Origin of the sequence: Streptomyces sp. R28 (assembly GCF_041052385.1) — a bacterium.
Taxonomy (GTDB): Bacteria; Actinomycetota; Actinomycetes; order Streptomycetales; family Streptomycetaceae; genus Streptomyces.
Genome location: NZ_CP163439.1, coordinates 2,551,717 through 2,573,156, shown reverse-complemented (window position 1 = coordinate 2,573,156; position 21,440 = coordinate 2,551,717). Strand labels below are relative to the sequence as shown.

Annotated in this window: 15 protein-coding genes and 2 pseudogenes; 11 read left to right on the top strand and 6 right to left on the bottom strand. The window is 68.4% G+C overall.

The genetic code is table 11. The features are described 5' to 3' along the window. Positions 1–19: 19 nt before the first annotated feature. The 6 genes from AB5J49_RS11265 (at position 20) to AB5J49_RS11240 (ending at position 8,027) form a co-directional block, all read left to right on the top strand. Entirely contained in the window at positions 20–2,044 is a 2,025-nt protein-coding gene (locus AB5J49_RS11265) for a pectinesterase family protein (RefSeq protein ID WP_369168423.1), read from the top strand. A 51-nt stretch (positions 2,045–2,095) separates the two neighbouring features. Then, the gene (locus AB5J49_RS11260; protein ID WP_369168422.1) at positions 2,096–3,448 is read left to right on the top strand and encodes a sugar ABC transporter substrate-binding protein; all 1,353 of its coding nucleotides are present in this window, start codon (positions 2,096–2,098) and stop codon (positions 3,446–3,448) included. A 135-nt stretch (positions 3,449–3,583) separates the two neighbouring features. Beyond that, entirely contained in the window at positions 3,584–4,378 is a 795-nt protein-coding gene (locus AB5J49_RS11255) for a rhamnogalacturonan acetylesterase (RefSeq protein ID WP_369168420.1), read from the top strand. Between the two features lie 31 nt (positions 4,379–4,409). Next, entirely contained in the window at positions 4,410–5,723 is a 1,314-nt protein-coding gene (locus tag AB5J49_RS11250; RefSeq protein ID WP_369168419.1) for a polysaccharide lyase family 1 protein, read from the top strand. 140 nt (positions 5,724–5,863) lie between these two features. Next, positions 5,864–6,997, top strand: coding sequence for a pectinesterase family protein (locus tag AB5J49_RS11245; RefSeq protein ID WP_369168418.1), 1,134 nt, complete (start codon positions 5,864–5,866; stop codon positions 6,995–6,997). A gap of 1 nt (position 6,998) precedes the next feature. After that, complete coding sequence (locus AB5J49_RS11240; RefSeq protein WP_369168417.1) at positions 6,999–8,027, top strand: pectinesterase family protein; 1,029 nt, start codon at positions 6,999–7,001, stop codon at positions 8,025–8,027. Positions 8,028–8,100: 73 nt separating this feature from the next. Here AB5J49_RS11240 and AB5J49_RS11235 read toward each other — a convergent pair whose 3' ends face one another. Beyond that, entirely contained in the window at positions 8,101–9,393 is a 1,293-nt protein-coding gene (locus AB5J49_RS11235) for an IS200/IS605 family accessory protein TnpB-related protein (RefSeq protein ID WP_369168416.1), read from the bottom strand. Between the two features lie 168 nt (positions 9,394–9,561). Between AB5J49_RS11235 and AB5J49_RS11230 the strand changes: the two are divergent. The 3 genes and pseudogenes from AB5J49_RS11230 to AB5J49_RS11220 all read left to right on the top strand — a co-directional run. After that, a pseudogene (locus AB5J49_RS11230) lies at positions 9,562–9,803 on the top strand (hydrolase); the annotation flags it as partial. Positions 9,804–9,851: 48 nt separating this feature from the next. Next, positions 9,852–10,963 (top strand): annotated as a pseudogene (locus AB5J49_RS11225) (chondroitinase-B domain-containing protein). Between the two features lie 100 nt (positions 10,964–11,063). Further along, positions 11,064–11,861, top strand: a complete 798-nt coding sequence (locus AB5J49_RS11220) for an HAD family acid phosphatase (protein WP_369168415.1) — start codon at positions 11,064–11,066, stop codon at positions 11,859–11,861. Between the two features lie 3 nt (positions 11,862–11,864). Here the strand turns inward: AB5J49_RS11220 and AB5J49_RS11215 are convergent, their stop codons facing one another. Then, positions 11,865–14,093 carry a family 43 glycosylhydrolase gene (locus AB5J49_RS11215; protein ID WP_369168414.1) on the bottom strand — a complete coding sequence of 743 codons (2,229 nt, stop codon included), beginning with the start codon at positions 14,091–14,093 and terminating at the stop codon, positions 11,865–11,867. 245 nt (positions 14,094–14,338) lie between these two features. On the opposite strand from AB5J49_RS11215, the gene AB5J49_RS11210 reads away from it, so the two are divergent. Beyond that, complete coding sequence (locus AB5J49_RS11210; RefSeq protein ID WP_369168413.1) at positions 14,339–15,493, top strand: right-handed parallel beta-helix repeat-containing protein; 1,155 nt, start codon at positions 14,339–14,341, stop codon at positions 15,491–15,493. Positions 15,494–15,648: 155 nt separating this feature from the next. On the opposite strand, the gene AB5J49_RS11205 is transcribed toward AB5J49_RS11210, so the two are convergent. From AB5J49_RS11205 to AB5J49_RS11190, 4 genes are all read right to left on the bottom strand, one after another. Then, on the bottom strand, positions 15,649–17,331 hold the full coding sequence (locus AB5J49_RS11205; protein WP_369168412.1) for a rhamnogalacturonan lyase B N-terminal domain-containing protein: 1,683 nt from the start codon (positions 17,329–17,331) through the stop codon (positions 15,649–15,651). Between the two features lie 59 nt (positions 17,332–17,390). Continuing rightward, complete coding sequence (locus AB5J49_RS11200; protein WP_369168411.1) at positions 17,391–18,221, bottom strand: pectate lyase; 831 nt, start codon at positions 18,219–18,221, stop codon at positions 17,391–17,393. 82 nt (positions 18,222–18,303) lie between these two features. Beyond that, positions 18,304–19,158: a hypothetical protein gene (locus AB5J49_RS11195; protein WP_369168410.1), complete on the bottom strand. Its 855-nt coding sequence runs from the start codon at positions 19,156–19,158 to the stop codon at positions 18,304–18,306. Beyond that, positions 19,155–19,724: a SigE family RNA polymerase sigma factor gene (locus AB5J49_RS11190; RefSeq protein WP_369168409.1), complete on the bottom strand. Its 570-nt coding sequence runs from the start codon at positions 19,722–19,724 to the stop codon at positions 19,155–19,157. The genes AB5J49_RS11195 and AB5J49_RS11190 overlap by 4 nt, the downstream gene beginning before the upstream one ends. 256 nt (positions 19,725–19,980) lie before the next feature. Between AB5J49_RS11190 and AB5J49_RS11185 the strand changes: the two genes are divergently transcribed. After that, positions 19,981–21,432, top strand: a complete 1,452-nt coding sequence (locus tag AB5J49_RS11185) for an NCS2 family permease (protein ID WP_369168408.1) — start codon at positions 19,981–19,983, stop codon at positions 21,430–21,432. Positions 21,433–21,440 lie beyond the last annotated feature (8 nt).

Sequence of the window (21,440 nt, the reverse complement as noted above, 5' to 3'; positions counted from 1 at the left end):
ACGCCTGTTGGGAGCCGCAATGACGCACCTCCATAGCAAGCGCTTGCCGAGACCGGGGTATGCGAGACCGGGACACGGCAGGGTCGTGGCCGCCGTGCTCGGCCTGGTGGCCGCCCTGTACCTCGGGGCGGTCGGCGAGGCACAGGCGGTGAGCCCTGCTCCGAGTGCTCCGACCGCCCTGCCCGCCCCGACTGTCTCGTCCGCCGACAGCCGGCCCGATCAGCCGCACGGCTTCGCCTCGCTGGCCGGCGGGACCACCGGGGGCGCGGGCGGCAAGGTCGTCACCGTCACCGACCAGGCCTCGCTCGCGAAGTACGCGGCGGCCGAAGAGCCGTACGTCATCCGGGTGTCGGGGGCGATCGCCGTCGAGCCCTTCGGCTCGGACATCGTCGTGACCTCGAACAAGACCGTCGTCGGCGTCGGCGACACCGGCGAGATCGTCCACGGCGAGCTGCACCTCAACCCCGGTACGAGCAACGTCATCATCCGCAACCTGACGATCCGCGACTCCTATGTCGAGGGCGACTGGGACGGCAAGACGACCGACTTCGACGCCATCCAGATGGACACCGTCGACCACGTCTGGATCGACCACAACCGCCTCACGCACATGGGCGACGGACTGCTCGACATCCGCAAGGACAGCCGGTACATCACCGTCTCCTACAACCAGTTCACCAGCCACAACAAGGCCTTCGGGATCGGCTGGACGACCAACGTCCAGACGGAGATCACGATCGACCACAACTGGTTCACGGGAACCAAGCAACGCAACCCGTCCGCCGACAACTGCGCCTACGCCCACCTCTACAACAACTACCTCTCGGCGCAGGTGGCCGACGGCGACCCGACGTGGACGTACGGGAACTGGTCGCGCGGACGGACCAGGATGGTCATCGAGAACAGCTACTACGACGGAGTCCAGCATCCCTACCAGGCCGACGCCACCGCCGAGTTGGTGCAGCGCGGCTCGATCCTGAAGAACGTCAGCGGGCGTCAGGACGCGTGGGGGACGGCCTTCGATCCGCGGGAGTTCTACGACTACCGGCTCGACCCGGCCGCCGCCGTACCGGCGCTGGTGAAGAAGTTCTCCGGACCGCAGCAGCGGATCGGCACGACCCTGCACGTCCCGGCCGACTACCCGACCGTGCAGGCCGCCGTGGACGCCGTGCCCGACGGCAACGCCGTGCCGGTGACGATCGCGGTGGCTCCGGGGACGTATCGCGCGAAGGTGTTCATCCCCGCGACCAAGCCGAACATCGTGCTGCGGGGGACTGGACAGGACCGGTCCGACACCGTCATCGTCTTCGACACGCCTGCCGCGTACGGCGGTTCGACGGGGAGCGCGACGGTCCGGATCGCCGCGAACGACGTCACCGCCCGCAACCTCACCTTCAGCAACGACTTCGACGAGGCCGCGGTCGAGCTGAGCGGCGAGCAGGCCCTCGCCATGAAGACGACCGGCGACCGGATCGTCTTCGAGGACACCGCCTTCCTGGGCAACCAGGACACCCTGATGACCGACAGCCCCAAGCTGGACGTGATCAGCCGGGTCTACATCCGCGACTCCTACATCGAGGGCGACGTCGACTTCGTGTACGGGCGGGCGACCACCGTCATCGAGCGTTCGGTGATCCGGGCGCTGAGCCGGGGCTCCGACACCAACAACGGGTACATCACGGCCGCTTCGACCTGGACCGGTAACCCGTACGGGTTCCTGATCACCCGCTCGAAGATCGTGAGCGACGCGCCGGCCGGGACCTTCCACCTGGGGCGGCCGTGGCATCCGGGCGGCGAGCCGAACGCCGTCGCACAGGTGCTGATCCGCGACACCTGGCTGCCCGCCGCGGTCAAGTCCGCCCCGTGGACCGACATGAGCGGCTTCTCGTGGAAGGACGCGCGCTTCACCGAGTACCGGAACGTCGGGCCGGGAGCCGAGGTGACCGCGGACCGGCCGCAGATGAGCGCGGACGAGGCGCGGGTCCACAACGTCGCCGCCTACCTCCAGGGCACGGACGGCTGGGCGCCGCACACCCGCCACTGAGACCCCCACAACTGCATAGCTCCGCTGGATCCAGAAGAAGAGAGCCGACCAATGAAGATCAGCAATCGCAGAAGCAGGCGCGCCGCCGTGGCCGTCGCCCTGGGTTCCGTCCTCGCCCTGACCGCCACCGCCTGCGGTGACGACGGCAGCGGCGGCAGTGGCGGCGACAAGGGCGCCGAGGGCAGCGGCACGGGAAAGATCGTCTTCTGGGACAACAACGGCGGTGTCCGCACCGACATCTGGAAGGAGATCATCGCCGACTTCCAGAAGGCGAACCCCGACATCAAGGTCGAGTACGTCGGGATCCCGTCCACCGACTACCAGTCCAAGGTGGACACCGCACTCCAGGGCGGCGGCCTGCCGGACGTCGGCGGTGTGGGCGCGGCGATGCTCGCCGGGTTCGCCGCGCAGAACGCGCTGGAGCCGCTGGACGGCCGGCTCGCGAAGTCCTCCCTGAACGGCAAGCTGAACGAGGACATGCTCACCTCGCTGAAGGCCGCGGGCGGTGGCGACGACAAGCTGTACTCGATTCCGACCTCCGCGAACAACGGTGTGCTGTACTACCGCACCGATCTGTTCAAGAAGGCGGGGCTGGACGAGCCGACCACCTGGGACAAGTTCTACACGGCCGCGGAGAAGCTCACCGACTCCGGCAAGAACGAGTTCGGTTACACCATCCGTGGTGGTGCCGGTTCCATCGCCCAGGCGCTGGACGCGATGTACGGGCAGTCCGGGATCACTTCCTTCTGGGACGCGAGCGGGGAGAAGACGACCGTCAACGACCCGAAGAACGTGGCCGCGCTGGAGAAATACGCCGCGCTCTACAAGAAGGTCACTCCGGCCGCCGACCTCAACAACGACTTCACCAAGATGGTCGCCCAGTGGGATTCCGGCACGATCGGGATGCTGAACCACAACCTGGGGTCGTACCAGGACCATGTGAAGGCGCTCGGGACGGAGAAGTTCCGGGGCATTCCGCAGCCGGTCGGCGCCTCCGGCAAGCGGGTCCAGGTGTCCAACCCGGTGGACGGGATCGGCCTCTTCAAGAGCTCCAAGAACAAGGAGGCCGCCTGGAAGTTCATCGAGTTCGCCTCCTCGCACGAGGAGAACTCGAAGTTCAACGAGGCGGCGGGGCAGGTGCCGGCCAACAACGACGCCGCCAAGGATGCGTGGATCTCGAAGGCCGAGCCCACGAAGTTGGCTGCGGCCGCGCTGACTGACGGCTCTACGACGATCGTGCAGTTGCCGTACTACCTGCCCGACTGGAACACCGTTTCCAAGGCCGACAACGAGCCGAACTTCCAGAAGGTGCTGAACGGGGACATGAGCGCCAAGGAGTTCCTGGACACGGTGGCCGGTCAGCTGAACGAGGCTCAGGCCGAGTGGAAGTCGCGTAACGGCTGAGAGCTCGGTCGTATCGCTGCGCGGCCGGCTGCGGGTGGTTTGTGGCTGGTCGCGCCCACGCGGCGGAGCCGCAAATCGATGCAGCCCCGCGCCCCTTAGGGCATTTCACCTCTCCCTGTTGAAAGGCACACCTTCGTGTCCCTTACCCGCAGACAGGTCAGTTTGGCGGCCGTTGCCGCCGTTCCTCTCGCCCTCTCGGGCACCGGCACAGCCCAAGCAGCGCAGCGCCACCGCACCCTCTACATCGCCGGTGATTCCACCGCCGCCCAGAAATACGCCGACGCCGCCCCCGAGACCGGGTGGGGCATGGCGCTGCCCTTCTTTCTGCACAAGGACCGGCCCGTTTCCAATCACGCGGTGAACGGGCGCAGTTCGAAGAGCTTTGTCGACGAAGGCCGGCTCGACGTCATCCTTCAGGCGATCCGGCCCGGGGACTTCCTTCTCATCCAGTTCGCCCACAACGACGAGAAGGTCGCCGACCCCACCCGGTACACCGAGCCCTGGACGACGTACCAGGACTATCTGCGCCGCTACATCGACGGCGCCCGGGCCCGTGGGGCTCGCCCCGTCCTCGCCACCGCCGTCGAGCGCCGGAAGTTCGACGCCGACGGCAACGCCGTGCCGACCCACGGCGACTATCCGGCGGCGATGCGCGCGCTCGCTCAGGAGGAGCGCGTCACGTTGCTCGACATCCAGGCCCTGTCCCTCGCGTTGTGGCAGCAGCTCGGGGTCGAAGGGACCAAGACGTACTTCAACTGGACCGCCACCGAGCAGGACAACACGCACTTCAACCCACCGGGCGCGATCGCCGTGGCGCGTCTCGTGGCGCGAGAGCTGCTGCGTACGCGGGTGCTCGGCCCGCAGGACGTGCGCCGGCTCGACGAGGAGATCCCGGAGTCCTGGATCACCTGGCCGCAGGCCGCCGCGTAACCACCCCGACCGCAGAAAAGAGAGCCGCACAATGAACGCACAGGTATGGCATGGGCATGCCACAGCGAAGGCCGCTGTGCTGATCGGCTGCACCGCGCTCGTCCTCGGTCTCACCGGTACCGGTGCCCAGGCCGGGCCCCGTGACCTCGGCCGTCAGGTCCTCGGCGCGGGCGACGGCTGGGGCTCCGAGGGGGCCGGGACGACCGGCGGGTCGGCCGCCGATGCCGAGCACGTCTACACCGTCACCACCTGGGCCGAGTTCAAGGCCGCGCTGAAGGACGGCGGCGACGCGCCGAAGATCATCAAGGTCAAGGGCATGATCGACGCCGTCTCCCAGGGCTGCGAGGCCTTCGTCACCGGCGGGTACGACCTCCAGCAGTACCTCAAGGACTACGACCCGGCCGTCTACGGCAACGACGAGGTCGCCAAGGGTCCGCAGGAGGACGCCCGGGTCGCCTCCGCCGCCAAGCAGGACACGGAGATCAAGGCCAACATCCCCAGCAACACCACCATCGTCGGCGTCGGCAAGAACTCCGGCATCCTCGGCGGCAGCATCCAGATCAAGGGCGTCTCGAACGTCATCCTGCGCAACCTCACCATCGAGGCCCCGCTCGACTGCTTCCCCAAGTGGGACCCCACCGACGACAACAAGACCGGCAACTGGAACTCCGAGTACGACACCGTGGTCGTCTACGGCACCGACCACGTGTGGCTCGACCACAACACCTTCACCGACGGGCGCTACCCCGACAGCGAGCGGCCGGTCTACTTCGGCAAGGTCTTCCAGCAGCATGACGGGCTGACGGACATCGTGCGCGGCTCCAACTACGTGACCGTGTCCTGGAACCGCTACGAGAACCACGACAAGAACATGCTGATCGGCAACGGCGACGGCCTCGCCACCACCGACGGCGGCAAGCTCAAGGTCACCATGCACCACAACCGCTTCGAGGGCATCCTGCAGCGCTCCCCGCGGGTGCGGTTCGGACAGGTCGACGTCTACAACAACCACTACGTGGTGACCGAGGAGCAGAAGGACGACTACTACATCTTCGGTGTCGGCATCTCCTCACAGCTCCACGCCAGCGACAACTCCATCTCGCTGCCGGCCGGCACGAGCGTCGGCAAGGTGCTGAAGAAGTGGAACGAGTCGCCGCTGACCGCCGAGAACAACTACGTCAACGGCAAGCTGACGGACCTCATCGCGGTCCACAACGCCGAGATCCCGGCGGAGACCCTCCAGTCCGGCGCCGGATGGAAGCCGACCCTGCGTACGAAGGTCGACAACCCCAAGGCGCTGCCGGGCATCCTCGACCGCTGCGCGGGCGCCGGCCGCCCGCACTGACCCGCCCCGCCCGCACCGGGCCGGGGCGCGCAGCCCCGGCCCCGCTCCACCACCCCCCACGGCGAGGAAGTCCCCGATCACTCCGATCACCCCGATCACCCGATCGCCCCCGAAGAGCCGCACCGCGAAGGAGCACCCGCATGCCCTCGCCCCACCCCCAACTCCCCCTGTCCAGGCGGGGGTTCCTGCTGGCAGGCGCCGGAGCCGGCGCCGCCCTCGCGCTCGCGTCGGCCCCCGCCCGAGCCGTCGGCGCCCGGCCGCGCCCCTTCGGCCGGTACGGTTCACCGGCCGCCCGCCTGAGCGCGCAGACCCTGTACGTCGACGCGTCCGGCCAGGGCGACTTCACCTCCGTCCGGGCCGCCGTGAGTGCCGCGACCGGCAGCGGCTGGACACTGGTCATCGCCCCGGGGACCTACCGGGAGACCGTCGCCGTCGACGTGACCCGCACGGAGATGACCTGGCTCGGCGCCGGCGACGACCCGCGTGACGTCGTCATCGTCCACGACAACGCCGCCGGCACCCCCAAGCCGGGCGGCGGAACCTACGGCACCACCGGCTCCGCCACCACCACCGTGCAGGCCGCCGGCTTCACCGCCCGCCACATCACCTTCGCCAACGACTGGCTGCGCGCCGACCACCCCGACATCTCCGGCACCCAGGCGGTCGCCATCAAGGTGCAGGGCGACCGGTCCGCGTTCCACCACTGCCGGTTCCTCGGCCACCAGGACACCCTGTACGCCGACTCGATGACCCTGGCCGTCTTCGCCCGCCAGTACTTCTCCCACTGCTACGTCGAGGGCGACGTCGACTTCGTCTTCGGGCGGGCCACCGCCGTGTACGAGCACTGCCACTTCCGGACCCTGTCCCGGACCGACCTGGCGTCGGCCCCGTACGGCTTCGTCTTCGCGCCCTCGACGGCCGGCGCCAACCCGCTCGGCCACCTGGTGACCAGGAGCCGTGTCACCAGCGAGGCACCGGACGCCTACTACAAGCTGGCCCGCCCCTGGGTGCCCAGCTCCGACACCACCGCCCGCCCGTCCCTCGTCGTCCGGGACACCCACCTCGGTCCCGGCATCGACGCGGTCGCGCCCTACGCCAACATGTCCGACGCCTTCCCCTGGCAGAACCAGCGCTTCGCCGAGTACCGCAACACCGGCCCCGGCGCCGAGATCACGGCCCCTGAGAACCGTCCCCAACTCACCGATGCTCAGGCCGAGTCGGCGACCCGCGCGGCCTACCTCGGTGACTGGCAGCCGTGGAAGGAGGCGTGCTGACATGCGCAGGCGCGCCTTTCTCGCGGCCGGGGCGGGCTCGGCCCTGGCCGGGGCCACCCCTGCCTTCGCCACCGGGTCCCGCCGTGTCCTGCACGTCCGCCCCGGCGACTCCGTCCAGGCGGCCGTGGACGCGGTGGACGGGCCCGGCTGGACGATCGTCGTGCACCCGGGAACGTACCGCCAGGTCGTCAACGTGCCCGTCGACAAGGCGGAGTTGACCCTGCGCGGCGCCTCCCGCGACCCGCGCGACGCCGTCATCGTCCACGACAACGCGAACGGCACGAAGAAGCCCGACGGCACCACGTACGGCACCGCGGGCTCCGCCACCTTCACCTCGGCCGCCCCCGGCCTCACCGTCCGCGACCTGACCCTCGCCAACGACTGGCTGCGCGCCGACCATCCCGACATCACCGGCACCCAGGCGGTGGCGGCGTACACGTACGGCGACCGCACCCGCTTCGAGAACGTCCGGCTGCTGGCCCACCAGGACACGCTGTTCGTCGAGACGAGCGCGCTGACCGCCTTCGACCGGCAGTACTTCCACCGGTGCTACATCGAGGGCGACGTCGACTTCGTCTTCGGCCGGGCGACCGCCGTCTTCGAGGAGTGCCACTTCCACACGCTGCAGCGGGACGTGGACTTCACCCCCAAGGGCATGGTCTTCGCCCCGTCCACCGCCCGCGCCAACCCGTACGGCATCCTCGCCGTCCGCTCCCGCATCACCTCCGGTGCCGAGGACGCGGCGTACAAGCTGGCCCGGCCCTGGGTGCCGACGTACGAGACGACCGCCTGGCCGTCCCTCGTCGTGCGGGACACCCGGATCGGGCCCGGCATCGATCCCGTCGCGCCCTACACCAACATGCGGGAGCAGTATCCCTGGCAGACCATGCGGTTCCGGGAGTACCGCAACTCCGGGCCGGGCGCGGCGATCCCGGTTCCGGAGAACCGGCCTCGACTGACGGACACGCAGGCGGAGTCGGTGACCCGCAGGACCTACCTCGGCGACTGGACGCCGTGGAAGACAGACTGAGATGCGACGGCGCGGACTCGACCGGGTGGGCTGGCGGAGGCCCGAGACCGTCGTACTACATGCTCCACCGTCCCTAGAGACTGAGCGGGAGCGCATCCTGATGCCAGGACGCGTGCTCAGCCGCATGCCCCGAGCGGTGCTGGGCACGCTGGTCCCCCGCTTTCGCTCCGCATCCGGGCGGCACGGATCCTGTCCGTGGTCCGGGAATGCGGGGGCGGGTTCCCTCGCGCCGCCAGGTGTCTGGTCCGGCCTGGGCGGTCCGATGCCCCGCACGATCTCTCTGGTCGTGCGGGGGCGGTGCCGTCCGTCGCCGGATCGGATGTCCGAGGGCGCGTCGTCCGATCGCCACTGCTGCGGCGTCGTGGCGTGTGGTCTTGCGAGTCGGAGTAGTCAGAGGCTGCTGCCAATGCTGGGCGCCCCACCGACTGGTATAGGCCGGATCAATCGCGACGATCCTCAAGCCCTGTTCTGCGGCCATCGCTACCAGCCGAGCCCTGAGCCGGGCGGTGGGGAAGCGGGAGAGCAGACGCCGGAACCGCTTGTTGCGGCCGTGCTTCTCCCTGCTCTTGGCGTCGGCGAAATCCAGGTCCTCGATGGCGATCGCGGCAGCACCGCGACGGCGGGTGTAGTGCAGCAGTTGGGTCAGCGCGTGCCGCAACTGCGCATCCCTTGGCAGCTTGAGGGAGAGTTGACCCGTGTCGGTGGCGCGGATGCTCTCGTTGCCCCAGGGTTTGCCGGACTCCCCGTCAGCAGCCAGGAACATCCGGGCCGCCTCCCAGCGCTCTCGCCACACCTGCTTGGTCAACCCAGCTTGATCCAGATGGTGACGGGTTCGGGCAAGGTGCTTCCCGCCGCGTACAACGCGTACCCGGCCCGCTGCCCAGTCCGCTTCCACTGGCGCCAGCCGGTTCTGCAGCATGCGCAAGCGGCGGCACTTGGTATGCCACTCCTGCTGAGTGGCATACCCGCGAGGCAGCCCGGTCTGCTTGTCGGCTTTCGCGCCCAGAGGGCGGGCCAGCTTCGCTTCGATCTGCGCGATCTGCCCGCGCAGCCAGGTCATATGGGCGACTTGGCCACGCCGGGCCAGCGCCCACTGGTCATGCGTGGCCTTGGTGATGCTGCCCGCCCAACGAGAGGACGAGCGCCTGGTCAGTTCTCTCTTGCGCTGCGACCACGAAGCCGTGCCGTGTGTCAGCCCCTGCCGGCACCGCTCCGCAAGATCACCTGCTGCCAGCGAGCCGAGGAACAGTCCGACCTCGCGCAGTACTGCAGTATCCGTGTCCGAAACTCGCAACCGAGCCCGGATACTCACCCCTGCGGGACCTGGCACCACGAAGGGTGCCGTCAACGTCCGCAGCCCGCCCATCCGTTGCCTCCGTCGTGGCGTTCGAAGATTCACCTACTCCAACGACGAACACCTGCAAGGGCCACTCGTTCGATGTGGGAACCTTCATTCCCTTCAGGTGGGCTTCCGCGAGCACGATGCGGTCAGGTGTGTGTCCGGCGCTCGCCCTCACGCGTTTTCCCATTCCCAGACATCCCTGACGTGGCAAGCATCGCCGTACCCAGCCGATGCTCCTCTTCGACGGCGGGCTCGACCCGCTGTTCCCCGCCGACGGCGTCCGCGTGGCCCACGCCAAGCTGCGCGCCGTCTGGCGCTCCCGCCACGCCGAGGAGCGGTTGCACCTGAAGACCTGGCCCGACCTCGGCCATGTCTTCGTCGACCGCATGCAGGACGAGGTCTTCACCTGGCTCGACACCGTCCTGTGCACGTGAACGACCCCCACCCGCACGAGCACCCGCACGAGGAAGGACCCGCTCTCCATGTCTCGTCGAACCGCACTCGCCACCATGGCAGCCCTCACCCTGGGCGCCGGCCTGGCCGTCCTCCCCACCCAGGCCCAGGCCGCGACCGTGGTCGTCAGCAACTCCACCGACCTGTCCAACGCCATCAAGAACGCCCCGCCGGCACCGTCATCCAGGTGCGCGGCGGCACCTACTACCCGACGGCCACCCTGCAGTCCACGGCCAACGGCACCTCGTCGTCGCCGGTCACGCTCACCGCGTACGGCTCGGAGACCGTCAAGATCGACGGGTCGTCGCTGCCCTCCGGCTCCTGGATCTTCAAGCTGACCGCCGACTACTGGAACGTCTCGGGCATCACCTTCCAGAACTCCCCGGACAGCGCGGTCGTCTGCCAGTCCTGCACCGGGACCAACTGGAACAACATCAAGACCATCAACGGCGGCGACTCCGGCTTCACGCTCACCGGCGACGGCACGGTCAACAACACCGTCCGGAACATCGACTCCTACGGCCACTACGACGCCGCGGGCCACGGCGAGAACGCCGACGGCATCGCCGTGAAGTTCGGCTCCGGCACCGGGAACCTGATCACCGGCGCCCGCCTCTACAACAACTCGGACGACGGTCTGGACTTCTGGTCCTTCTCCTCGCCGGTCACCGTCGAGCACACCTGGGCCTTCGGCAACGGCAAGAACCGCTGGTCCGACTCCGCCTTCGCGGGCGACGGCAACGGCTACAAGCTGGGCGGCGACGGCGAGACCGTGGCCCACGTCATCAACAACTCCGCCGCCTGGGACAACGCCGGCAACGGCTTCACCGAGAACAGCAACAAGGGCGCGATCGTCATCAACCGCACCACCGCCTACGCCAACGCCAAGTGGGGCTACTACTTCGCCACCGGTGCGGCCCGGCTCGGCAAGAACCTCGCCGTGAGCAACGGCGGCGGCCAGGTGAGCAAGGGCTCGTCGGTGGTCTCGTCCGGCAACAACTGGGACTCCGGCATCTCGACACCGGCCTTCCGCTCCACCGACGCGTCGAGCACCTACAACGCCCGGCAGTCGGGCGGCTCGCTGCCGGTGACGACCTTCCTGACCACGGGCAGCACGACCATCGGGGCGACGATGGACTGACCTGCCCGGGGAAGCGCGAGACCCGTTCGCCCGTGAGAGAGGTAAAGATCGGGCAACGGGTCTCGCGCTCACGCAGGTGACGCGCGTAGAACTCTTTGTCATGCATAAACCACTACGTATCGCGGCCGTCACCGCCGTCTGTGCGGTCGCCGGTGCCGCCCTCTACGGCGCCGGCGCGGCCACGGCCGGCCAGTCGACCGCGAACAGCACCCACGAGCCCTACAACATCGGGCTGCTGGTCAAGGACATGGACAGCTACTACGGCGCCACCCTCGACGCGAACGGCGTCTACCAGGCGTCCAAGGACAGCCCCTACGCCAAGGACCTGGCGAGCATCGACAAGGCCGCCCGGAAGTACATCGACAAGGCGGCCCGCAAGGCGCTGCACAAGGGCGAGAAGCCGGCCGTCGTCTTCGACATCGACGACACGCTGCTGCTCAGCTTCGACTACGAGAAGAAGACCAACTACACGTACAACTCGACCACGTGGGCCGAGTACGTGAACAAGGCCGACCGCCCGGCCGTCTTCGGCAGCCCGGAGCTGGTCCGGTACGCCGAGTCCAAGGGCGTCGAGGTCTTCTACAACTCGGGTCTGAGCGAGGCGCAGCGGTCCGCCGCCGTCGAGAACCTGAAGAAGGTCGGCGCCGATGTGAACCTCGACGCCGGCCACATGTTCCTCAAGGACAAGGCGAACCCGCCGGCCTACCTCGCCGCGTGCGCCACGCCGGGCACCTGGAACTGCACGACCGTGCAGTACAAGTCCGGCACCCGGCAGCACATCGAGGACGACCTCGGCTACGAGATCATCGCCAACTTCGGCGACCAGTACAGCGACCTCGAAGGCGGCTACGCGGACGAGACGTACAAGCTGCCGAACCCGACGTACTTCGTCAGCTGAGCCTCACCGCCGTACGGGCCTGATCCCCTCCAGGGTCGGCACCACCGGTTCGATCGTGCCGTCGGCCGCGAACCGCATCCGGTCGATGGCCGTCTCGCGGTGCATGCCGTCGCCGCCCGGCCTTCCGGGGCCGTTCAGGGCGAACCGGTGGTAGACGGCGTACCAGTCGTCGGTGCCGGGGGCGTTGACCACCGAGTGGTGACCCGTGCCGAGGATCCCGTACTCGGGACGCTTCTGCAGGATCGTGCCCCGCTTGGTCCACGGGCCGAGCGGGGACGGTCCCGTCGCGTAGGCGACGTGGTAGTTCTCGCTGCGGGTGTCGTCCTCGGACCACATGAAGTAGTACGTGCCCTTCCGCTTGATCACGAAGGATCCCTCGCGGAAGTTGCCAGGCGTGATGTCCTGCACCTTCGACGCGTCGTACGACACCATGTCGTCGTTCAGCGGGACCACGTACCCGTGCCCGTTGCCCCAGTAGAGATACGACGTCCCGTCGTCGTCCGTGAAGACGGCCGGGTCGATCATCTGGCCCTTCAGCGAACCGCCCTTGGCGACCAGCGGCTTGCCCAGGGCGTCCTTGAAGGGGCCGGCCGGGGAGTCGGCCCCCGCCACGCCGATCTGCTGCTCGGCGCAGAAGTAGAAGTAGTACTTGCCGTCGCGCTCGGCGATCGCCGGCGCCCAGGCGTACTTGTCCGCCCAGCTCACGTCCGGGCCGAGATCCAGGATGACGCCGTGGTCCTTCCAGTGGACCAGATCCTTGGACGAGTACGCCTTGAACCTGGTCCCGCTCCAGCCCTGGAAGCCGTCGGTCGTCGGATAGATCCAGTACTCGCCGTCGAGGTAGTGCACGTCCGGGTCGGCGTTGAGGCCGGGCAGGACGGGGCTGTTGGTGCGCACCGCCTCGACCGTCCAGGTGCGCTTCGTACCGTCCGCGGCGGTCACCGTGTACTTCTGCGGCTTGCGGAAGTCGCGCCGGGTGCCGGAGCGCGGGCTGACGGTGGCGCCCTCACCGGGCCACAGCTTCGGGGCGAGGCGGGACAGGTCCGCGTCCGGCCGCATCGGGAGCACGCCCTTCGCGGCGCTGTCCGTGACGATCGCGTACCCCTTCTGGTCCTTCGCCGTCGCGTCCACGACCGAGGCGGGGCTCGCGGGGTACGCGGCCAGCAGCCGGTCGTACTCCGCCTGCGTCACCGGTATCACCGTGCCGTGCCGGGGGCTGGCGGGCAGCTGGTAGTCGGTGGACGGGGTCCACTTGCCCGAGTCGAGGTCGGTGGTCTCGAAGGGGACGTAACCGCGGCCGCCGTACTCGTCGATGAACAGGTACCACTTCTCCTCGGTGTTCGACTTGAACACCGTCGGGCCCTCGCCCCGGTCCATCGCGCCGCTGCCGACGCAGTCGGCGACGAAGTCGTACGACGGGTCCGTCAGGCTCGTCGACTTCTCCGCGGTGATGAACTTCGAGCAGGGGCTGGAGGAGCTGGGGTCCCGCTCGTCCTTGGTGTAGCGGTAGTAGGTGTCCTTGTGCTTGACCACGGTCGAGTCGATGACCGAGTAGCCGGGGTCGTCCCAGACCTTCGGCGCGCTGAAGGTGCGGAAGTCCTTCGTGGTCGCGTACAGCATCTTGTTGTACGTCGATCCGGTGTGGTCGGGGTCGTCGTCGGCGTACAGCTTCGTCGCCCAGAAGACGACGAACTCACCGAGGCTGTCGTCCCAGTACGCCTCCGGCGCCCAGGTGTTGCCCGCGCTGTCGGGGGACACCTTCACCAGGCGCTGGTCGGTCCAGTGGACCAGGTCGGTGGACTCCCAGACCATGATCGACTTGCTGCCGTGCCGCTGGACCTGGTCCCAGCTGCCGCTGCTGTTCTGGTACATCCGCAGGTCGGTCGCGATCATGTAGAACTTGTCGCCCTCGGGGGAGCGGATCACGAACGGGTCGCGCAGGCCCTTCTCGCCGATCGTGGAGGTGAGGACCGGCTTGCCGGCGTTGAGCTCCCGCCAGTGCAGCGCGTCGTTGCCCCGGCTGAGGGCGTAGCGGATCTGCTCGCCGTCGGCGGTGCCCTCGCCGGTGAAGTAGGCGAAGAGGTAGCCGGCGTACTTGGGCTGGCTCACTTGCTGTGTCACGGGTGGTGCTCCGGAGTTCGCGGTACTGGGGGGTGCGGCCAGCAGGCCGAGCAGGAGGGCGAGGAGGGGGATCAGCGGGGTCAGGAGCGTGCGGGCGGTGCGGGGGCGCATGACACATCCTGTGGGAGTGTGGGGGTTCTGTTGGGGGGTTCTGTTTTGTTCGGCTGCCTCGGAGTGTCATAGGTGGCGGACAGGGCGTCAATCGGTGCGCAGGTGACGGACGGGGACCGAAACTTTCGCTCGTCTTCGAGGGGTGCGGCAACCTTCCCGGCCATGGCGGCGACCGGATGTCAGAAGCGGGCCTGGGCGGCCCCTTAGGCCCGCTTCGTCCCCATTCCTCAGGAAAGGAACGCTCCGTGCGTTTGAGCACCGGCCGTCATCGCAGGACCCGTACCCTGTCCATCGCCGCGGCGATCGCCGTCGCCTCGGGGGCGGGCGGCGTCTACCTCGGCCTCTCGGGCGGCGGCGCCGAGGCCGCTTCGGCGACGGTCACCGTGTCCAGCACGGCCCAGCTGGAGTCGGCCGTCAAGAACGCCGCCGCCGGTACGACCATCCAGGTCCGCGGCGGCACCTACCAGCCGGCCGCCACGCTCAAGTCCACGGCGAACGGCACGAGTTCGGCCCGGATCACGCTGCAGGCGTACGGCAGCGAGAAGGTGAGGATCGACGGCTCCAAGCTGCCCGACGGCTCCTGGCTGACCGGGATCTACGGCGACTACTGGACCGTGCGGAACCTCACCTTCGTCAACTCCCCGGCCCAGGGATTCGTCGTCACGTCGTCGGTGGGCGGTGTCTTCAAGAACCTCGTCACCGCGAACAACGGCGACTCCGGCTTCACCCTGCGCGGCGACGGCACCACGAACAATCTCGTGCAGAACCTCGACAGTTACGGCAACTACGACCCGTCCGGGCACGGTCAGAACGCCGACGGGATCGCCATCAAGTTCGGCTCCGGAACGGGTAACAAGATCACCGGAGCGCGCCTCTACAACAACTCCGACGACGGGCTCGACCTCTGGCAGTTCTCCTCGCCGGTCACCATCGAGCACACCTGGGCCTTCGGCAACGGCAAGAACCGCTGGGCCGACTCCGCCTTCGAGGGCAACGGCAACGGCTTCAAGCTGGGCGGCGGAGGGGCCTCCGTCGCGCACGTCGTCAACAACAACGCGGCCTGGGACAACACCCTGCACGGCTTCACGGAGAACTCCAACACCGGGGCCATCGTCCTCAACCGCAACACCGCCTACGCCAACACCGAGTCCGGCTTCTACTTCGCCACCGGCAAGGCGCGCCTGGCCCGCAATCTCGCGGTGAGCAACAAGGGCGGACTGTCCAAGCTGGGGTCGTCGGCCGTCAGCGCGGCGAACAACTGGGACAGCGGTGTCGCGACCCCGTCCTTCAAGTCGAAGGACGCGACGACGGCGTATGCCTCCCGGCAGGCGAGCGGGGCGTTGCCGTCGACCACGTTCCTGACGACGGGGTCGGCGACGATCGGGTCGACGATGAACTGACTGCCGCAAAGGGCCGGTTGCGGGCTGTCGGCCCGTCGTGGCTGGTCGCGCCCACGCGGCGGAGCCGCATATCGATACAGCCCGCGCCCCTTGGGGCGCGAACGCCCCCGCCGGTCGTCACCGGCGGGGGCGTTCCACTGCTGACCGAGGGGGGCTCAGGTCAGCAGGTCCAGACAGTCGAACGAGGTGCCCGGGCTGAGGTGGGCCGAGCCGCTCGAACCACTGACGATGTTGATCCTCAGGACGTTGTACTGGGTCGTGTCCGTCTTCCACGCACTACTAGGGACGTTGAACGTGAACGTGTGGTTGTTCCCCCGGTAGGAACCCGTGGTGAGGGAACGCGTCGAGGGTTGTGTGGGAGCTGTGGGGACGGTCGAGACCCAGTCGTTCACGGTGATGCGCGGCCGGCCGTTCAGGAACGCGTCCGTCACCCCGACCCGCAGCGTGTGCGCCGCCGCGGCCTGCTCCTTGGTCAGCTTGAAGTAGACCAGGACGCCGTCGTTGACGTCCTTCCACATGTACGCCGGGAACGACGCCGCAGTGCTGCCGCTGCCGACCGTCACGTTCCCCGTCCACTTCGCCGCGCGGCCGTCGGACGGATGGGCGTACGTCATCAGCTCGGCGTTCTTGAACCCGCCGGGTGTGCCGTCCCAGTCGCCGAGCCGCCAGATGGCCCTGGCCGTCGACGGGTCGCCGGTGATGGTGATGCTGTGCAGCGCCGTCGTAGCGCCCGCGGCCACCTTCACCGTGCCGGTGTGCACCGCGAGTTCGCCCTTGTGGACGGTCATCGTGTACGTCCCCGGCAGCATCCCCTTGCAGGAGAACGCCCCCGACCCGGCCGCGGCCTTCGCCCAGTACTGCGCGTCCTTGTTGGCGAAGCCCACGGTGTACGCGTACTGGGCGTCCATGCCCTTCAGGCCCACGCCCGCCACCTTGCCGCGGCCGGACGCGCCGACCCAGCCGGTGATGCCGAGCCCGTCCACCCAGGAGGTGTCGAGCTTGGCGTGGAAGAGGGACGACGACGGTGCCCCGCCGTCGGTGAAGGACAGGACGTACGGGCCCTGGAGGCCGAAGCGCTCCGGCTCCGTCTGCGCCTGGTTGTAGTGCAGGATCTCGTAGAGACCGGCGCCGAGGTCGTTCGAGTGGCGCAGCAGCGAGCGGTAGAACGGGCCGCCGGACGCCTTCTCGTGGTTGGAGCGCACCAGCCACAGACCGACCGAGCCGGTGGTGAAGCCGACGTGGTCGTAGTCGATGACGCGCTTGCCCGAGTAGTGCTTGGAGTGGGTCGTGCCGTCCGCGCGTTTCCAGACGTCCCCGGCCTCGATGACCTTGTCGGAGGCCTCGATCCAGGTGTCCGAGCCCTCGTTGGGGAAGATCCCGGGCTTGAGGCGGACGAGGTAGCGGGTCGCGGTGAAGGAGGCGTCCGCCTTGTTCGTCCACAGGTAGACGTTGTTCTGGCCGCTGCGTGCCGCGTACCACTGGGTGATCGCGCCGTGCACGACCTTCACCAGGATCGTCGAGCCCGACTGCTGGATGGTGACCGTGGACGCGCCGAGCCCGGACTCGACGTGCGAGTGCTTGCCGCCGTAGCCCTCGTACTCCTTGCCCCTGTAGGCCAGCGACGTGACGTCGCCGGTCGATTTGGAGACCTTGAAGACGAGGGAGGCTCCGGTGTCGATGACGTGGTTCGAGCCGTCGTCCTTGTGGCCGAAGGCCGCGGCGGAGGCGGAAGAGAGGAGGCCGGTGCCGCCCGCGACGGCTGCGCCGGTGGCGGCGACGCCGATCGAGGAGGCCCCGAGCACCCGCCTGCGGGTGAGGCTTCTTCTGTGCGTGCTCACAGGTCGTGCTCCGGGGGATGGCCCGGGAGACGCCCCGGGGGAGGTGCTTGAACGTTCACTCACTGGTACGTGATGTCAGATGGCGAGAACATGCAGTTGGTTCCGTCCGCCCCGGTGCCCAGCTCCTTCGGCTCCTTGCCGCTGCTGTTGCCCTCGAAGCGGGTGCAGGTCTTGATCTTCTTGCCGCTGTCGCCGTGGATGCGGACCTTGCGCAGCGCGGCCGTGTCGCCGTAGTTGGAGTTGATGCCGACGATCGACTTGCCGGGCGCGGTGACGTCCACGTCGTTGATGATGATCGTGCGCTTGTACTGCGTGGAGCAGTTGCCGCAGGAGCGCACCAGCTTGCCGAAGTTCTCCGCCTGGAACTTGGACACGACCAGCTTGCCCGCGCCGTTGAACTGCAGCACCTTGTCGTCGGCGTTCTTCGCGCCGCCGCCGTACACCGTGTACACGGCCGAGGACGACTTGCCCTTGAAGGTGGCGGCGTCCTCGCCGACGTCCAGCCACCACACGTTCTGCAGTGTGCAGGAGCCCTTGCAGTGGACGCCGTCCGCGGCCGGGGTGCCGATGACGACGTTCTTGAGGACCGCGCCGTCGGCCAGCTCGAAGATCGGGTCCTGGCCCTCCTCCTGGCCGCTGCCGCCCAGGTCACCGGTGCCGTAGAACTTCGCCAGCTTGCCGTCGTACGTGCCCGACACCGGGATCGTCCTCGACACCGGCTTGCTGCCGTTGGGCGTCGGCCAGGACGCGGCGGCACCGGCCGTGGACAGCATCGTCGTCGTGATGAGTGCCGCACCCGTGATGCCCACGGCCGAGGCTCCGGCGATCACGGCCCGTCGCCTGGAGACCTTGCGGCGGTGACTGACGCGCTGTTCGGCTCGTGCTGTCATGACCCGATTCCTTGTGTGGGGGATCGTTGCGACTGTTGGTCGCCCCCGGTGAAGGAAGGGTTGCCGTGCCCTCGGGACTCTTTTACGAATCCCCTTCATCTGCGCCGGAGTCGCGGTCGTAGCCTGCGAAGTCGCCCGCCACGGACAGCTGTTCGCCGCCCGCCGTGGCCGTCATCGCATAGCTGTCGCCCTTGGCGTCCCGGCCGCCGCGCTCATGGTTGTACTGTGCCGCGAACACCCACTCGCCCGCAGGGACCGTACGGCCCTCCTTGAGTACCCAGGTGTAGACGAGGAAGCCGTCCTTCTCCTCGACCGTCAGCGCGAAGTCGTCCTCGGGCGGCGAGCGCCAGGTGCCGGTCGAGGTGACCCCGCCGGTCTGTGCGACCTTCAACTGGATGGTGAGCGCGGTGAGTTGCTCCCTCGTCCTGAGCCTCAGATCGCTCTGTGCCCAGAACTCGTTGCTGTGTGCGTCCACCGAGCCGACCGACCACAGCGGGCCGTCCTCCTCGCCCACGGCGGCCGGCGGCCGGGCGGTCTCGGGCGGCTGCTGCGAGGGGGACCCGCTCGGCTCGCGCGTCTGCGGCTGCTCAGGCGTGGGGCTCACGGGCGGCACCGGCGCGCGGCTCGTCGCGTCCGGCGACGGGGTGGGCGTCGGCGACGTGGCCACCGTCTGCTGCGGGGTGTCCTCCTTCACGGCGGACGCCACCGCGTAACCGCCGACCGCCAGAACACCGGCGGCCGCGGCCGTCGCGCTCACCACCCGGAACCAGCCGTACACCGGCGCACGGGTCGCCCGGTGTACGGCGCGGGTCTGCCCGGCGGGATCCGCCATGCCGCGCTCCACCCGGGCCAGGATCCGCGCGCGGTCGGGCTGGTGCGTGTCGGCCGCCTCGTGCAGCCGGGCGCGCAGTTCGTCGTGCACATCCCGCCGCATCATCGGTTCCTTCCTCCGGCGTCGCCGGTGCGCGCCATCGCCGTGGCATGCGCCTTGAGCGGAGCGCCCTGCGTCCCGAGGAGCCGTTGCAGCTCCGCCATCCCCTTCGAGGTCTGGCTCTTCACCGTACCGACCGAGACGCCCAGGGCGAGTGCGGTGTCCTTCTCGGAGAGGTCGAAGGCGTGCCGCAGCACCACACAGGCGCGTTTGCGGAACGGAAGTCTACGCAATGCCCCCTGGACGTCGACGACGCCCGCGATGTCCGGGTTCTCCGTCTTCTCCTCGCGCTGCGACCAGAACAGGGCGATCCGCCGCCGCTCCCGGACCGCGCTGCGGATTCTGGTGCGGGCCAGGTTGGCCACGACCCCGCGCGCGTACGCCACCGGATGGTCGGCCGCACGGACCCGGTCCCAGCGGTTCCACAGCGCCAGCAGAGCGTCCGCCGCCAGATCGTCGGCGGCGTCCGCCTCACCCGTCAACAGATGAGCCAGGCGCGAGAGTTCGGCATAGTGACGCTCGAAGAAGGCGTGGAACTCCACGGAGGCGGCGTCGTCGACGACTGTGCCCACGGGCGACCTCTCCCCCTGTGAGTGGCATGTGGATGACACGTGGTCGTCCGGCGATCATTTAGCGATCAACCGGTCGAGCCGGAAGCGTAGCAGTGATCGAATACTCAGTTCGTACGAGGCTTCGAACGCTGTGTGGTGCGTCGCACGTGACCAGCCCTGATTCCGTAACACGGAGAAAACCTGAAACGCGTTCAACACGGGAACAATCCAGCCAGCATCCGCACACCGACCCATCAGGCAACAAGGAGCGACCGTCATGTCCGAACCCCAGAAGGTGACCGACCGGCCAAGTGCCGCGCCACCAGGCGTGAACAGCGTCGACCGGTTCTTCAAGATCTCCGAACGGGGATCCACCTTCGCCCGTGAGATACGCGGCGGCTTCGCCACGTTCTTCACGATGGCCTACATCCTTGTCCTGAATCCCATCATCCTCGGCAGCGCCAAGGACAAGTTCGGCCACCAGTTGGATGCGGTCCAACTCACCACCGCCACCGCCCTGGTGGCCGCCGTCATGACGATCATCATGGGCGTCGGCGGCAACCTCCCGCTCGCGCTCGCCGCCGGCCTGGGTCTCAACGCCGTCGTCGCCTTCCAGATCGCCCCGTTGATGGCCTGGGACGACGCGATGGGTCTGGTCGTCCTCGAAGGCCTGCTGATCTGCGTGCTCGTGCTCACCGGGCTGCGCGAGGCCGTCATGCACGCCATCCCGCAACCGCTCAAGCAGGCGATCAGCGTCGGCATCGGCCTGTTCATCGCCTTCATCGGCTTCGTCGACGCCGGGTTCGTCAGCCGCATCCCGGACGCCGCGAACACCACCGTCCCGGTTCAGCTGGGCGGCACCGGCACGCTCACCGGGTGGCCGATCCTCGTCTTCTGTCTCGGGGTTCTGCTGACGATCGCCCTGCTCGCCCGCAAGGTGAAGGGCGCCATCCTGATCAGCATCGTCACCATGACGGCCGTCGCGATGATCATCAACTCGATCGCCGACATCAAGGCCTGGGGCCTGACCACACCGGCCTGGCCCGACAAGGTGGTCGACACCCCCGACTTCGGACTCATCGGCGACTTCAGCCTGTTCGGCGCGTTCGGCGAGACCACGGCCATCACCGTCGTCCTGCTGATCTTCACGCTGATCCTGTCCGACTTCTTCGACACCATGGGCACGGTCGTCGGCATCAGCGCGGAGGCGGGTCTGCTGGACGAGCAGGGCAAGGTGCCGAACCTCGGCCGGGTGCTGCTGATCGACGGTGCGGCGGCGGCCGCCGGTGGTGCGGCCTCGTCGTCCTCCGCGACCTCCTACATCGAGTCGGCTGCGGGCGTCGGCGAGGGCGCGCGCACGGGCTTCTCCAACCTGATCACCGGCGGCATGTTCGCCCTGGCCCTCTTCCTGACCCCGCTGCTCACCATCGTCCCGCTCCAGGCGGCGGCCCCCGCCCTGGTCGCCGTCGGCTTCCTGATGATGACCCAGGTCAAGCACATCGACTGGGACAAGTACGAGATCGCCATCCCGGCGTTCCTGACCATCGCCGTGATGCCGTTCACGTACTCGATCACCAACGGGATCGGGGCGGGGTTCCTCGCCTACGTCGTGATCAAGGTGGTGCTCGGGAAGGCGAAGGAGATCCACTGGTTGCTGTGGGGGACCTCGGTGCTGTTCCTGGTGTACTTCGCCATCAACCCGATCGAGCAGATCCTGGGCGTCAAGTAACCCCGAGC